Source organism: Paraliobacillus sp. JSM ZJ581, assembly GCF_044383835.1.
Taxonomy (GTDB): Bacteria; Bacillota; Bacilli; order Bacillales; family Amphibacillaceae; genus Paraliobacillus.
Genome location: NZ_JBISEP010000017.1, coordinates 22,681 through 36,745 on the forward strand (window position 1 = coordinate 22,681; position 14,065 = coordinate 36,745).

Annotated in this window: 15 protein-coding genes; all 15 read right to left on the reverse strand. The window is 35.4% G+C overall.

Annotation, left to right across the window (positions count from 1 at the left end; all coding sequences use genetic code 11):
• Positions 1-2: 2 nt before the first annotated feature.
• The 15 genes from ACH6CY_RS10270 to ACH6CY_RS10340 all read right to left on the reverse strand — a co-directional run bounded on the left by ACH6CY_RS10270 (position 3) and on the right by ACH6CY_RS10340 (position 14,047).
• Positions 3-950 (reverse strand): gluconeogenesis factor YvcK family protein, encoded by a 948-nt coding sequence (locus ACH6CY_RS10270; RefSeq protein ID WP_374067245.1) that lies wholly within the window; start codon positions 948-950, stop codon positions 3-5.
• Positions 951-955: 5 nt separating this feature from the next.
• A complete protein-coding gene (rapZ, locus tag ACH6CY_RS10275; protein ID WP_374067246.1) occupies positions 956-1,837 on the reverse strand; it encodes an RNase adapter RapZ in 882 nt (293 codons plus the stop codon).
• Positions 1,838-1,860: 23 nt separating this feature from the next.
• On the reverse strand, positions 1,861-2,310 hold the full coding sequence (locus ACH6CY_RS10280; protein ID WP_374067247.1) for an 8-oxo-dGTP diphosphatase: 450 nt from the start codon (positions 2,308-2,310) through the stop codon (positions 1,861-1,863).
• Between the two features lie 250 nt (positions 2,311-2,560).
• Positions 2,561-3,511 carry a thioredoxin-disulfide reductase gene (gene trxB, locus ACH6CY_RS10285; RefSeq protein ID WP_374067248.1) on the reverse strand — a complete coding sequence of 317 codons (951 nt, stop codon included), beginning with the start codon at positions 3,509-3,511 and terminating at the stop codon, positions 2,561-2,563.
• A 209-nt stretch (positions 3,512-3,720) separates the two neighbouring features.
• Entirely contained in the window at positions 3,721-4,719 is a 999-nt protein-coding gene (locus ACH6CY_RS10290; RefSeq protein ID WP_374067249.1) for a tetratricopeptide repeat protein, read from the reverse strand.
• Between the two features lie 415 nt (positions 4,720-5,134).
• Positions 5,135-6,781 carry a glycerol-3-phosphate dehydrogenase/oxidase gene (locus ACH6CY_RS10295; RefSeq protein WP_374067250.1) on the reverse strand — a complete coding sequence of 549 codons (1,647 nt, stop codon included), beginning with the start codon at positions 6,779-6,781 and terminating at the stop codon, positions 5,135-5,137.
• Between the two features lie 76 nt (positions 6,782-6,857).
• Positions 6,858-7,370 carry an acyltransferase gene (locus tag ACH6CY_RS10300; RefSeq protein WP_374067251.1) on the reverse strand — a complete coding sequence of 171 codons (513 nt, stop codon included), beginning with the start codon at positions 7,368-7,370 and terminating at the stop codon, positions 6,858-6,860.
• Positions 7,371-7,373: 3 nt separating this feature from the next.
• Positions 7,374-8,012: a pyrophosphatase PpaX gene (ppaX, locus tag ACH6CY_RS10305; protein ID WP_374067252.1), complete on the reverse strand. Its 639-nt coding sequence runs from the start codon at positions 8,010-8,012 to the stop codon at positions 7,374-7,376.
• A 550-nt stretch (positions 8,013-8,562) separates the two neighbouring features.
• Positions 8,563-9,396: a prolipoprotein diacylglyceryl transferase gene (gene lgt, locus ACH6CY_RS10310; RefSeq protein WP_374067253.1), complete on the reverse strand. Its 834-nt coding sequence runs from the start codon at positions 9,394-9,396 to the stop codon at positions 8,563-8,565.
• A gap of 24 nt (positions 9,397-9,420) precedes the next feature.
• Positions 9,421-10,374, reverse strand: coding sequence for an HPr(Ser) kinase/phosphatase (gene hprK / locus ACH6CY_RS10315; RefSeq protein ID WP_374067254.1), 954 nt, complete (start codon positions 10,372-10,374; stop codon positions 9,421-9,423).
• Between the two features lie 98 nt (positions 10,375-10,472).
• Positions 10,473-12,209, reverse strand: a complete 1,737-nt coding sequence (gene pabB, locus ACH6CY_RS10320; RefSeq protein WP_374067255.1) for an aminodeoxychorismate synthase component I — start codon at positions 12,207-12,209, stop codon at positions 10,473-10,475.
• A 145-nt stretch (positions 12,210-12,354) separates the two neighbouring features.
• Positions 12,355-12,708, reverse strand: coding sequence for a phage holin family protein (locus ACH6CY_RS10325; protein ID WP_374067256.1), 354 nt, complete (start codon positions 12,706-12,708; stop codon positions 12,355-12,357).
• Positions 12,708-12,908 carry a PspC domain-containing protein gene (locus ACH6CY_RS10330; protein ID WP_374067257.1) on the reverse strand — a complete coding sequence of 67 codons (201 nt, stop codon included), beginning with the start codon at positions 12,906-12,908 and terminating at the stop codon, positions 12,708-12,710. The genes ACH6CY_RS10325 and ACH6CY_RS10330 overlap by 1 nt, the downstream gene beginning before the upstream one ends.
• A 100-nt stretch (positions 12,909-13,008) precedes the next feature.
• Entirely contained in the window at positions 13,009-13,665 is a 657-nt protein-coding gene (gene bshB2 / locus ACH6CY_RS10335) for a bacillithiol biosynthesis deacetylase BshB2 (RefSeq protein ID WP_374067258.1), read from the reverse strand.
• Between the two features lie 28 nt (positions 13,666-13,693).
• The gene (locus ACH6CY_RS10340) at positions 13,694-14,047 is read right to left on the reverse strand and encodes a YojF family protein (RefSeq protein WP_374067259.1); all 354 of its coding nucleotides are present in this window, start codon (positions 14,045-14,047) and stop codon (positions 13,694-13,696) included.
• Between the last annotated feature and the right edge of the window lie 18 nt (positions 14,048-14,065).

A 14,065-nucleotide genomic window follows, 5' to 3' on the forward strand; every position in this document is an offset into this window, starting at 1 on the left:
CCTCATACCAAAGAATAAAGTAATTTGGCTACTTTACCGGTATCATGGCGGAGCATTTTTTTTGAATGATCAATGATATTCGCTTCAATGATTTCTAAGTTCATCTCAATTAAACGATCCGTGTCATAAACAACTGGTAATGCATTTTCTTCAGCATACTTTTTACGATATTCATCTTCTATTGGCTTGTTATGTACTAAAACAGAATCGATACATCCTGTTCCAACATGATCCTCTATCGCTTGAATATGATCTGCAGCAGTATAATGTGTTGTTTCACCCGCTTGAGTCATCACATTACATACATAAACTACTTTTCCTTTTGCTTGACGTAAAGCATCACCAATTTCAGGTACTACTAAATTAGGCATCGTTGAAGTATACAGACTACCCGGAGCAATTACGACTAAATCCGCTTGTTTAATTGCATAGATTGCTTCAGGTAGTGGTAACACTGGATCCGGCTGTAAAAACACTCGTTTAATTGGCTTATTTGCAAGAGGAATATTGGATTCACCAGCAATGATTTCTCCATCTTCCATTTCTGCATGTAAAAACATATTTTGATTTGCAATGGGATAAATATTACCTTTAACATTTAATACACGCGATATCTCTTTTATTCCATTATAAAAATCACCTGTTACAGAAGTCATAGCAGCTAACAATAAGTTACCCATTGAATGCCCAGATAAACCATTCCCATTTTTGAATCGATGTTGAAATAACTTTAACAACATCGGCTCTACTTCAGACATTGCAGCAATGACATTACGTATATCTCCTGGCGCTGGAATTGACATCTCTGTCCGCAAACGCCCAGAGCTTCCACCATCATCTGCCACCGTGACAATAGCCGATAAATTAATCGGATATTCCTTTAATCCACGTAACAGCACCGGCATTCCAGTTCCTCCACCTAGCACTACAATATTTTTCTGCTTATCCATCTTGGTTAATGACCCTTCCTTTTGTCAATATCCCTATGTGTCACATGTGTCACGTACTGACCAGAGAAATAGTTTTTCAGATATTCTGCAATTGTTACTGATCGATGTTGCCCCCCAGTACAACCAATCGCAATGACCAATTGACTTTTCCCTTCTCTTTTATACTGTGGGAGCATAAAGCTTAACAAATCAGTTACTTTATCTAAAAACTTCTGTGTCTCTGTCCATTTTAAAACATATGAGGATACTTCTGAATTTAATCCTGTTAATGGCTGTAACACCTCAACATAATGAGGATTTGGTAAAAATCGAATATCAAACACTAAATCTGCATCTATCGGTAACCCATATTTAAATCCAAAAGATAAAGCATGAATTGAAAAAATTTCTTGTTCTGACTCACTATATTTTTCTACAATTTGCTCTCGAAGCTGTTTCGGTTTTAAATTAGTTGTATTAATAAAATGTTGTGCACGACCTCTTAATTCATCTAACATCGCTCGCTCTTGTAAAATACCGTTCAATGGCAATCCATCCTGTGCAAGCGGATGAGAACGTCTTGTTTCTTTATAGCGTGACACTAATGTTTCATCTTCAGCATCTAAAAATAAAATTTGTTCTTCCAGCCAATCTGCATTTGCCAAGTGATCTAGTGCATCAAATAGTTTATCAAAAAACTCTCTTCCACGTAAGTCAATCACTAATGCAACTTGACGAATGTTGTTACTTGCATCTTTCATTAACTCTAGAAATTTAGGCAATAATGCGGGCGGCAAATTATCAACACAATAATAGCCTAAATCTTCAAAACTCTGCACTACTACTGTTTTACCAGCACCTGACATTCCTGTTATAATAACCAGTTTTGTTTCTTGCTTGTTTGACATGATCCCTCTCCTCTTATAACGGATTAATTAAATCTATAATCAGTTAATTGATAATCCGATCCATATTCAAATGAGCCATATAATATAGTTTCGTCTTGCAACAAATGATGATGAATAAACTTATCACTTGGAGCAGTCGGTAGTTTTGACACTTCCTCGATAGGTACCCACTCTAATTTACCTTCTTTCGATTGCTCCAACAATTCACCTTCAAAGCGATCGCAAAGAAAAGTATACATCATCCATTCTTTTACTGTATTTGATTCCGTTTTTACCATAGTAAAAACCCCTCTTAATTGTGGCTCAATTAGATACAAACCTGTCTCTTCATTAAATTCTCTTGTAACAGATTCTTTAATATTTTCACCTTGTTCCATCTTTCCACCAGGCATTGCGTACCAACCTTTACTCGGCTTTTGTAATAACAATATGTGATTTTTATGTCTCAAAATACAATTTGTTACACGTTGCAATACTATTCACTCATTTCTAAACAATATGTAATCATTATACTATATATAAGCTTTTCTATCTAACTTGATTTACTGATCATTATTAACAAAAAAAATACACAGGCTCATTCGCCTGTGCAACAATTTATTTTAAAAAAAGGGGGTCAATTAATTAAATAATTAATTGATTGTATTATACCGCTTTTATGTTTCGTCGGTGTTACAGGGGCATTAAGATGCAATTACGTTCTAGTTTCATCTTATTTACAATCTATTGAACAGCTTTTAATGATTCTTTTAAATCTTCAATATAAGATTGCGCTGCTTGTGCTGCAATACTTCCATCCCCTGTTGCAGTAACAATTTGACGAAGCTCTTTCTCTCGAATATCTCCTGCAGCAAATACGCCTGGAACAGATGTCTCCATTTGCTCATTTGTTGGAATATATCCCTCTTCGTTTGTAATACCTAGTGATTTGAATGGCTCACTCAACGGGTTCATTCCGATATAAATAAAAGTACCATCAGTTGGGTGATCATAGGCTTCACCTGTTTTTTTATTGTACAGCGTTAAGCTACCAACTTTTCCATCTTTTTCATTAATCTTTTTAACGACTGTATCCCAAATAAAATCTACTTTTTCATTAGCAAATGCACGTTCTTGAAGAATGTTTTGTGCCCGAAGTTCATCACGACGATGGACAATAGTTACTTTACTAGCGAAACGTGTTAAATAAACACCTTCTTCGACAGCGGAATCACCTCCACCAATAACCAATAACTCTTTATCTTTGAAAAAGGCACCATCACAAACCGCACAGTAAGACACACCTCGACCACTTAATTCCTCTTCACCAGGCACACCTAATTTTTTGTATTGAGCACCCGTTGTAATGATAAGTGATCTCGTTTTATATTCTTTTGAACTTGTCACAACCGTTTTGTATTCTTTTCCATCAATCACTTCTTTAATATCCCCGTAAGCATATGCTGCCCCAAATTTTTTAGAGTGCTCGAACATTTTGTTCGATAAATCTGGGCCAAGAATGCTTTCATATCCAGGGTAGTTTTCTACATCTTCTGTATTAGCCATTTGCCCACCTGGAATTCCTCGTTCTAACATCAATGTGTCTAGATTGGCACGTGAAGTATAAACAGCAGCAGTCATTCCTGCAGGTCCCGCCCCTGCTATGATCACATCATAAATTCTTTCTTCTGACATTATTTTTTCATCCTTTCGATAATAGTAAAACTTGATTTCATTTTAAAAACTTAAAAGAATAGGCATTTCGATACACACATATTGTTATGAATCGATCACAATGCTTGCACCATAAGCTATTTCCTTGTGTAAAATCAACTAACTAATATACCCATTATCGTATTTTTATATCCGAACGTCCAACAATATGCTCAGTTATATAGCCGTAGCTATTTTTTCGGTTGGTGCCAAGGAGCTGGCTCTATTTTTAAGATCGAATAAAGCATACTTCCTTCTTCCCATATACGTCGAGCTCTTTGTTCATCTCCAACAAAATAAGCTACTTTAGAAAAATATCTATAATAATTAATGTGTCCTCTTAACTGTTTTTTAGACAATAAAAGAAAACGAGAATATGCGATCGCGTCACAGCCAACATGCGCAAAAGCAATAGCTATACGTAGCTTTTGTTGTTCATGAATAGGAAAAAGATTAATTAATGACTGCTTTATTTGATTAAGCCTTTCTTGTTCATCTTGTTCGTAATAAAACATCATTAAGTTTGTTAGAATAAAGATAGAAGTGGGCTGTTTTTTCAACCATTGTTCCTCTAAGCGTACTGCTTCCTTACGCTCACCAGAAAAGAATAAGGCATAGGCATATTCATGCTTAGCAGTCATATGGTCAGGAAAAAGAGTCATCATCTCTTGTAGGAGTGGTAAAGCTTTTTTCCAGTCTTTTCGTTCCAAATGATAAAATGCAGTTTCTTGATAAATCAATAACTCATCTTCTTCCTCAACTAACCAATCATCATCTTCTATATCTTCTTCGCTTAATTCTAAAACTGAGAGCAATTGTTCTGTTTCTTCTTTAAATTCACCTTCAGGGTCTTTTTCCAAATAAATGGTTGCGTACTTTTTTGCATCGCGCAATAAACCTAAATGTGCGTAATTATTTGCAATCAAATAATAGCAATCTAGATATGCTTCTCCTTGTTTTTTAATTACCTCTGTTAAAATTTGGTTGGCAGCATGGTATGCACCAATCTCTGTATATACAACCGACATTTGACACGAATACAACGGTTCTGTTGGATCAGCCTCTGTCGCTTTTTTAAACCATTTTAAAGCAATATCGAATTTTCTTTTTTGAAAAGCTTGAACACCTTTAGAAAAATAAAAATCGCCCTCAGGAATAAAAGGAATGACATTATTTACGGATGATTCCATGCTATTATTATCTTGTGTAATTTTATATGCCTCCCTCTTGATTTAAGGACCAATCATACCGTTTGAAGTATACCACATATTCTACTATCTTCCTACACGTTTCTATCTGTTCCATGTACGATTTCAACCGAAAGCTAAGTCATGAGCATTATTTGATTCTTCCTAACAACAAAACAAGAGCAATGTCTAAGCTTTTAGTAAATTTGAATGCGATTCAAGGTCATTACATCTTTTTTATAGGGATAGCGTAGATTTGTTTACTTTTATTGATGCCTTGTTAGAACAGTGGAACGATCACATTTCTTCTCCTTAACAAAAATAACCGAACCATGATTGATACAGTTCGGTCATTTCTATTTATCGTTTATATTACTTCTAGGAATTTAATCAAATCACATAGTCGTAGAGGCTTTGACTATCGTTTAATTTGTTGGCAAGCAAGTTGTAATTCTCGTTTATAATAGGCGATTTCTTCCTTGTTCCAATACAGTTGTTCACTTAAAAAATCTAATACACCTATCCCATTTTCCATAACAGCCTTCGAATCAAAATAAACAGTTCCGGTACGTCGATCAAAAAAGTCTAGCGGCATATAAATAGATTCTTCTTCTAAAGAATACTTTAACTCAGCAAAGACAAGCGGATCAACTTGGAAGTGATTAGCTTCTTCATAATATTTTGTATAATTCACCCAAATTTTCTCTACGTTTTTTCCATAACGGTCAATATATAATGCTTTTTTATCATGACTAATAGGGAGATCTGTTTGATGTAACTGCTGTTGCTTAAAGCGATCAAAACCTATCGATCCATCCACTTCTCCACCAGCTATAGCGATCGACTTCGTTTCAGATGAAGAATAAAGAATGCCGTTTTCCTTTTTAAATTGTCTAGCGATACGATCGATGACCTTTTCTGCTATATTTCGATAGGATGTAAGTTTACCACCTGTAACCGAAATAAGCCCTGACTTCGTACACGTGATTCCATCTTTATTCGATGATTTATTAGCAGTCTTTCCCCTAGCAGGGTATAAGGTACTTACACGTGCCCAACTGGATACGACATCATTGATGGAAAGTTTTACTTTAGGAAATGCCTGGTTTATGGCATCTAACAAATAAAGACAATCCGCTTCTTCCAAAACAAGATTAGCAACATCATCATTATAGGGAATGTCTGTTGTTTCTATATGTATTTTATTTTCCTTTGGTATAACCAAAATCATTCTGCCATCCGTATGTTCAAAATATAGTGCTTGTTTTAATGGCAGTTTACTTTGATCAATTACGAGATACAGACGCTTCATCAAATTAAGTGGCTTTTCTTGCTGGGACTGATCTAGTTCCTTTACAACATCGTGCCATGGTCCTGTTGCATTAACTATTTTCGTTGCATATATAGTGACGTTTTCGCCTGTGATTTGATCTTCTGTTTCTACACCAATCACTTGTCCTTGTTCATTGTAAATGAATTGAACAACTTTCATATAATTCAAAGCAGTTGCACCAAGTTGTACCGCTTTTTTTAACACTTCAATCGTTAAGCGAGCATGATCTATGTTGTATTCAATATAATAACCTGCTCCTACTAATTGATTTTTAGAAAGCATTGGTTCTTTTTCTAATGTTTCTAGTTTAGAAAGCATTTTATGCCGTTTTTTCTTTTTAACACCTGTTAAACGGTCGTATATCGTTAATCCAATACCAGTGTGCCACTTATTTAAATGTCCATATTGATATATTGGTAGCAATATATTTTCTGGCTTTACAACATGTGGTGCATTTTTACATAGAATTGCTCTCTCCCTATTGATCTCCGATGCTACTTTTGCTTCACGGTACTGAAGATAATGCAGCCCATCATCAGTTAATGTAATCGGTTGACTAGATGTGCCCGCAGCAAAATCTTGCATATCCACCACAGCTGTTTTCATCCCTCGAGACGCTGCATCTAAAGCAATACTAGCACCTGTAATGCCGCCACCAATTACTAATACATCAAATCTTTCACTTGAAAGAAAGCTTGTTGTTTTATCACGATCAACATTTGAGAACGCCATCTCTTTTACACCTCTTTATATTGTCATCTCATTTGTCTAGTTAAGACACATGAAGTATGTTTTAACAATACAGCAACTAATCTTGTTCCACTCGTTCTTGCATTTGTTCAGCTGTATAAACTGTACGCATTGGATTTCCAGCAACAAATTCACCGGATGGGACATCTTTATGTACAATCGTTCCTGCTGCCACAATCGCTCGATTACCGATGGTGACACCAGGTAAAATGGTACAGTTAGCACCTATCATTACTTCATTTCCGATTCTCACATCACCTAATCGGTATTCTTTAATTAAATATTCATGTGCTAGAATTGTTGTGTTATAGCCAATCACTGTGTTTTCCCCAACCGTAATTCGTTCTGGAAACATAATATCGAGCATCACCATTAAAGCAAAAGCAGTTCGCTCTCCTACTTTCATTCGTAAACATTTTCGATATAACCAATTTTTCACTGATAGGAAAGGGGTATATCGTGCAAGTTGAATAATCATAAAGTTTTTTATTACTTTTAAGAACGGAACTGTTTGATAAACGTGCCATAAAGAGTTTGCACCATCAACTTTGTAACGATATGTTTTCCGCATGTATCACACCTCAAGTATTGTTAATAAATCTTTCATTTCCTTAAGCATATAATCAGGCTGATATTCAGCTAACGTGGTTTCTCCTTTAATCGACCAAGCAACACCAGCTGTTTTAACTCCTGCATTTTGTCCAGCTTCAATATCATGATAATTGTCACCAACCATTAGCGCATGCTCTGGATTGGCATTCAGCTTTGTTAATGCCTTGATAATTGGTTCAGGGTGTGGCTTTGCATTTGTCACATCATCTAACCCAATCACACAATCAAATGCATCATATAAACCTGTTATTTTCAAACCTAATTCAGCTGTATCTCGTATTTTTGTCGTCACAATTCCTAATTGATATCCGTTGCGCTTCAATGTTTCTATCGTTTCTATCACGGTTGGATAAGCAGCAACATATTTTTTATGATTTTCAATATTATGTACTCGATAGGTAGCCATCATTGCTTCGGCCTGCTCAGGGTCCACTTGCTGCAGACTTTCCAGTAGCGGAGGTCCAATAAATGGAAGGATGTCTTCTCGCTCATAAACTTTTCCTGTATGTTTTTCTAACGTATGTTTAAATGAAGTAATAATTAGCTCATTCGTATCAATCAATGTTCCATCTAAATCAAAAAGAATTGTACATATGCTCACGTTCCATAACTTCCTTTCTAACTTGTAATTGTTATTTCCTATTCTAAATATATCTGAGTATTATCGTAAAAATAATTGTAGTAATAAAAGTGATCAAGCAGGTATACCTAATAGTATAAAAATCAGCGTGTTTCATAACTCTGTATGATGAATTAAAAATATAAATACTGAATACATGTTTTCTTAAAACCCTATCTTCTTTTTATTTATTGTATCCATCACTGCTAAGCCAATAAAAAGACCGACAAACTAAAATCATCGAGACATTGTTATTCATTATTAACAAACAAGTGGATGGAGCTAATCTACTCGATGTTCGCTCCACCCAACCTACATTCACAGAAAAATGACAGCATGACCATTAACAAGATAACGCTACATCATTTATTAATCACGTAACTAACTAGCTAAGCAATTCTAACTACTAATAGATATTGCACAGCCGATTCAAACACCATGAACGGAAAAATAACTTTACCTAATATCCATTCGATTCATAAACTTTGTTTTATACCGCTTTCTCTTCTTCCCTTGACGATCTATTACTTCATTATATTTTTTTACCGTTATATCTACGGTTTACCATATTTGTTTTTCGACGATAAATCATGATACCTACACAGACAATAACTAAGATAATTGATATCACTTGTGCTGTTCTTAGTGAACCAATAATATATAAACTGTCGGTACGCATACCTTCGATGAAATATCTTCCAATCGAATAACCAATCACATAAGTTAGGAATATTTCTCCTCTTCTTGGATTTACTTTTCGTCGTAAAACTAAAAGTAAAATAAAGATAATTATATTCCACACCGATTCATATAAAAATGTTGGATGATGATATGCTCCATCTATGTACATCTGATTAACAATAAAATCAGGCAAATATTGCATGAAGTTATTGAAAAAAGCATTTGAAACTGCTTCGCCGTAAGCTTCTTGGTTGACAAAATTACCCCATCTACCAATTGCTTGACCTAAAATAATACTTGGGGCTGCAATATCAGCGAGTTGCCAAAAAGATACCTTTCTCACCCGAGCAAAAATAATCGCAGTAATAACTGAGCCGATTAATGCACCGTGAATGGCGATGCCACCTTCCCATACCGCAAAAACACCCCACCATGGTCCATCTCGATATTTTTCCCATTCAAAAATAACATAATAAAAACGAGCCGAAATAATTGCTATCGGCAAAGCGAACATGATTAAATCTGTAAATAAATCTTTTTTTAATCCTAGTCGATTTGATTCTCTCGTTGCTAACCACAATCCAACAAAAACACCACTAACAATAATAACTGCATACCAATAAATCGTTAATGGCCCTATTTCTAGAAAAATACGATCAATTGGTGGTGATACATTATATAACAAAATCGCAAACTCCCTTTCCTACTCCTAATCGTAATCAATTCCCAAGTTCGTCTTTTCTTCATCTATCATCGTAGTTAATCGTGTGGAAAATTCTTCAGCAGCGTTGACCCCCATCTGTTTTAGTCGGAAATTCATTGCAGCTACTTCAATGATAACTGCCAAATTTCGACCTGGTCGTACAGGTAATGTTGCTTTTGGTATTTCTACGTCAATAATTTTCATCGTCTCTTCTTCTAGACCTAGCCGGTCATATTGTTTTTTCTCATCCCATGATTCTAAATTGATCACATACGATATTTTTTTATGTGAGCGTACAGATCCAGCACCAAACAATGTCATCACATTAATAATACCTAATCCTCGAATTTCTAACAGATGCTCAATTAGTGGTGGGGAAGAACCGATTAAGCGATCATAATCTTCTTGTCTAATTTCAACACTATCATCTGCAACAAGACGATGCCCTCTCTTAACTAATTCAAGTGCAGTTTCACTTTTACCTACACCACTTTGCCCTGTAATCAATACACCTACACCGTATATGTCCACTAGTACACCATGCATAGCAGTAAGTGGTGCAAATCTTGCTTCTAAGAAATTAGTTAACCTGCTGACTACACGTGTTGTTTTATAGGGAGATCGAAGTAATGGGACATCGGCCTCGTCACATGCTTGAATTAATTCATTCGGAATATCCATCCCTCTTGAAATGACAATTCCAGGCGTTACATTCGTACACATTTTTTTAGCACGATCAGTTCGTTGGTCAGAAGTCAAATCTTTATAATAAGAAAGTTCTGTCTTCCCTAATAATTGTAATCTTTTTTTCGGATAATAGCGGAAATATCCTGTTAACTCAATACCTGGTCGTGAAATATCGCTCATAATAATTTCTCTATTAACCCCGTTACTACCAGCAACTAAATCAAATTTAAACTGTTCTAGTAAATCTTGTGTATAAACTTTCGTCAACTTCATCCCTCCATCACGCCATTAACTTATTACTTTCTATAATAAGATGTATGTTTATTGTAGCATTTTTTGTTTGGATAATCACCAATTTAATCATGCAGTGATCATTTTAGTTGCACCGAAACCCATCCTCGTAACCCATTGATAAACCAAAGTTTATCAGCATCTATTAACTCATTTTTCATAATAATACGTTCTTTAATCCTATTATGTTTCAATAAATATTCACGATAGGTACCAGGCAATACACCAGATGTTATTGGAGGGGTAAAGAAATCCCCGTCTATTTCAACAACAATATTACCAAATGTAAATTCTGTAATCTCACCTTTTTCATTCCAAAGTAATGTAGAAAAAGCTCCGGAACTAGCAGAAACATGTTTTTGATAAATCGAACGATTCGTTGTTTTATGATAATGGAATACATTTGTTTTATCTATTGGAGAGTTAGCTAAAACACATACCGCATACGTTGGCGTATCGCCTAACTGCTCAATTGATTTATGTATTGCGCCAGTTTCATCTAACAATATCCTTACTTTGAATCTTCCTTCTTCTTCTTGATGCTCTACTTCTTTTAATGCTTGATCAACCTTTTCTTTTGAAAAAGGGATTTGAAAATATGCTGCAGATTCAGCTAAGCGCTTGATGTGATAGGTTTTCAATGGGTAATTACCTCGGTCTAATAATATCGTTTCAATTAATTGAAATGGTGGTTTTTTGTCTGTCAATAACTTAGCTTTCGTTTTCAATTCCTCATACTCATTTTTCACTTTAGAATCCCAGGTTACACCACTTCCAACACCATATGTTGCTTTATGATTAGTTTTATTTATAACGACCGTGCGTATTGGAACATTGAAAATCGCTTCCTTTCTAGGTGTGAAATAACCAATCGCACCACAATACACCCCTCGAGGTGCCTGCTCTAGTGAAGCAATATATTCCATCGTTTTGATTTTTGGAGCACCAGTGATTGAGCCACACGGAAATAGCGCTTGAAACCAGTCAATCACGCGATTCGTCGTTAGATCAGCCGTTATTGTTGAGGTCATTTGATGAACGGTTGGATAAGTTTCAATCTCTAATTGTTTCGTCACTTTTACAGATCCCAGCTTGGCTATTTTCCCTAAATCATTGCGAAGTAAATCCACTATCATTAAATTTTCTGCTCGCTCTTTTTCTGAGTTGTATAATTGCTGCTTCAACTGTTGATCCTCTTGAAAAGATCTTCCTCTATGAGAAGTTCCTTTCATCGGTTTCGTTGTTATTTTCCCATTACTTACTTGAAAAAATAATTCAGGGGAAGCAGATAATATTTGATAGTTTTCAATTTGTATATATGCACTATAAGAAGACTTTTGATTTGCTTTTAATTGTTGATACAACGCATAGGGATCACCAGAAAACTCTGCTTGCATTTGCGTTGTATAATTTACTTGATACGTATCACCATTTTTAATCGCTTGTTTGATTGCCTTCATTCCAGTTTGATAATCAGTATAATTAGTAACAAATGACCAGTCTGAAATATTATAAACACCCTTTTCACTAACAGGAAGTAATTGGTTTGGCTCATGGAATATAGCAAAATATATTAACGGAAACGCTGTGTTTGTATGAATGATTTTGTAATTAGAATCAAAAGCTGGTGCAGCTTCATAGGATAAAAAACCTGCTGCATAATATCCATTATTTAATGCTTTCTCTACTTTTTCTAGCATAGGGATCACTTGATTCATGTCTGTCGTTTGATAGACCGCTACAGGATTAGTAAAAGTAATGGGCTGCTGATTCTCTCGATCGGTTTGAAAAGAAAATTGAAAAAACGGCTGATTCATGCTTTTCATTACTCCTTCTTTGCTGATTGATCACATTATAACGTAAAAGTGCTATAGCTAAAAACAGAATAGCTTAATTATACATAAAAATACCTAGTAGGTAATGCTTTAGTATCTACTAGGTACTTCTATCCAATGAATGCATTTAAGTGATACGGTCTTTAATCAAACGATTAAGAATCAAGTTGATTAATGCTAGTACAATGGCAGCGATTATCGCAACTCCAAAGCCATCAATCACAAATGAATTACCTAACAGTGCTTGCGTCAGCATTAAAGTAATTGCATTAATGACAAACAGAAAGAGCCCCAACGATACGATTGTGATTGGTAATGTTAGTATTACAAGAATCGGTTTTACGATCACATTTAAAACGGACAAAATAACACTTGCAAATAACGCAGTGCCTACCCCGTCTAAATAGAAGGCATCAAAAAGCTGTGAAACGAGCGTTAACGCAAGCGCATTTAATAATAAAGATACAAACCAACGCGTCATTAATCTATACCGTTGTCAATTGGCATAATGATTGAGGCCGCAATATAAATAAATAACAGTGGGAAAAATGCGGAAAATGGAAGTGCAACAACAAAAATCAGGCGTAAAATCGTTGCGTCTATATTAAAGTATGCTGCAATTCCCCCAATCACACCAGATACCATTTTATTATTACTTGATCGATATAATCTTTTTTTCATGGAGTACCTCCTCAAATATATTATGCTGTAATTAATTCACCTTATCATCATTTAATCTATACTTTGTATTCCTCAATATTCATTTTTAAAACAGATGAGCTCAAAAATTCCACAGATAGAATTGTTCAGTCGATAACTTATTTTTAACAATGTCAGCCAACTTTTCTAACGATGGATCCATATCCCCTAATACACCTGCAGCTTGAGATTGATGCGCTAAAATGGTGTCAAATTTTTTCGCAAAATGAGGCGTGATGTCTAATGAAATATCGGGCTCACCTAAATCTTGTATACGAGTATTCGTAATAGCTTGCGCCCAGACTTTTGGGCGTTTTAAATGTTTCATACGTTGAACTGCTTCAATTGCTGCAGCACCAAATGCATTATGGTCTGGATGCACGGCATGACCAGGATAATGGGTGATTATTAAACTGGGTTGTATATCTTCTAAGTAAGTAAGTAGATGCTCCGCTATTTCATTTCTTGATTCAAATTCTAGTGTTTTGTCACGATAACCGAGCATGTGTAAATTAATATCTAATACTTTACACGCTGCAATAAGCTCTTTTTTACGGTGATTCGGCAAACTTTCTCGTGTTGCAAAAATAGGATTCCCCATATTTCTTCCCATTTCACCTAATGTTCCACACAAATAAGTAACTGGAACACCTTGCTCTCTAAAATGTGCAATTGTACCTGCTGCACCAAATGCTTCATCATCAGGGTGAGGAAATATAACGACTACATGACTTTCCATTTATTCTTTAGCTCCTTTGCATCCGAACTTATTCTTTAAATGGTGTTTTACTGATCTGCAAGGCAACCATCAAACGTCCTTCTCGATCATGGCCTGCTAGTAATAATCGATCAACAGTATCTATCTCATATTCGCGTACACCTTCAGCATAAATCCATCCTTTTTCTGTTTTCAATCCTACACGATAGCCGGTATCGTCGCCAATGATCTTTGCTTGGTGATAGCGAATGTTAGCGTTACGCATAAATATACCAACATTATATGCATCAGCATTATGATGGCTAGCATACGCTCCATTGGTTGTTTCTATGTGCACATAAACGTCCTGGTTAGCTAATTGTTCTAACTTAGATTGCACAGTTAAAATATCTATGGCCTTCAATTGATAAGCTCCCCCTCT

Excerpts from the sequence above, each read along its gene's own strand:
- ACH6CY_RS10270 (WP_374067245.1), bottom strand. The coding sequence starts at position 950 with ATGGATAAGCAGAAAAATATTGTAGTGCTAGGTGGAGGAACTGGAATG.
- rapZ (WP_374067246.1), bottom strand. The coding sequence starts at position 1,837 with ATGTCAAACAAGCAAGAAACAAAACTGGTTATTATAACAGGAATGTCA.
- trxB (WP_374067248.1), bottom strand. The coding sequence starts at position 3,511 with ATGTCAGAAGAAAGAATTTATGATGTGATCATAGCAGGGGCGGGACCT.
- ACH6CY_RS10290 (WP_374067249.1), bottom strand. The coding sequence starts at position 4,719 with ATGGAATCATCCGTAAATAATGTCATTCCTTTTATTCCTGAGGGCGAT.
- ACH6CY_RS10295 (WP_374067250.1), bottom strand. The coding sequence starts at position 6,781 with ATGGCGTTCTCAAATGTTGATCGTGATAAAACAACAAGCTTTCTTTCA.
- ACH6CY_RS10300 (WP_374067251.1), bottom strand. The coding sequence starts at position 7,370 with ATGCGGAAAACATATCGTTACAAAGTTGATGGTGCAAACTCTTTATGG.
- hprK (WP_374067254.1), bottom strand. The coding sequence starts at position 10,374 with ATGAAGTTGACGAAAGTTTATACACAAGATTTACTAGAACAGTTTAAA.
- pabB (WP_374067255.1), bottom strand. The coding sequence starts at position 12,209 with ATGAATCAGCCGTTTTTTCAATTTTCTTTTCAAACCGATCGAGAGAAT.
- ACH6CY_RS10325 (WP_374067256.1), bottom strand. The coding sequence starts at position 12,708 with ATGACGCGTTGGTTTGTATCTTTATTATTAAATGCGCTTGCGTTAACG.
- ACH6CY_RS10330 (WP_374067257.1), bottom strand. The coding sequence starts at position 12,908 with ATGAAAAAAAGATTATATCGATCAAGTAATAATAAAATGGTATCTGGT.
- bshB2 (WP_374067258.1), bottom strand. The coding sequence starts at position 13,665 with ATGGAAAGTCATGTAGTCGTTATATTTCCTCACCCTGATGATGAAGCA.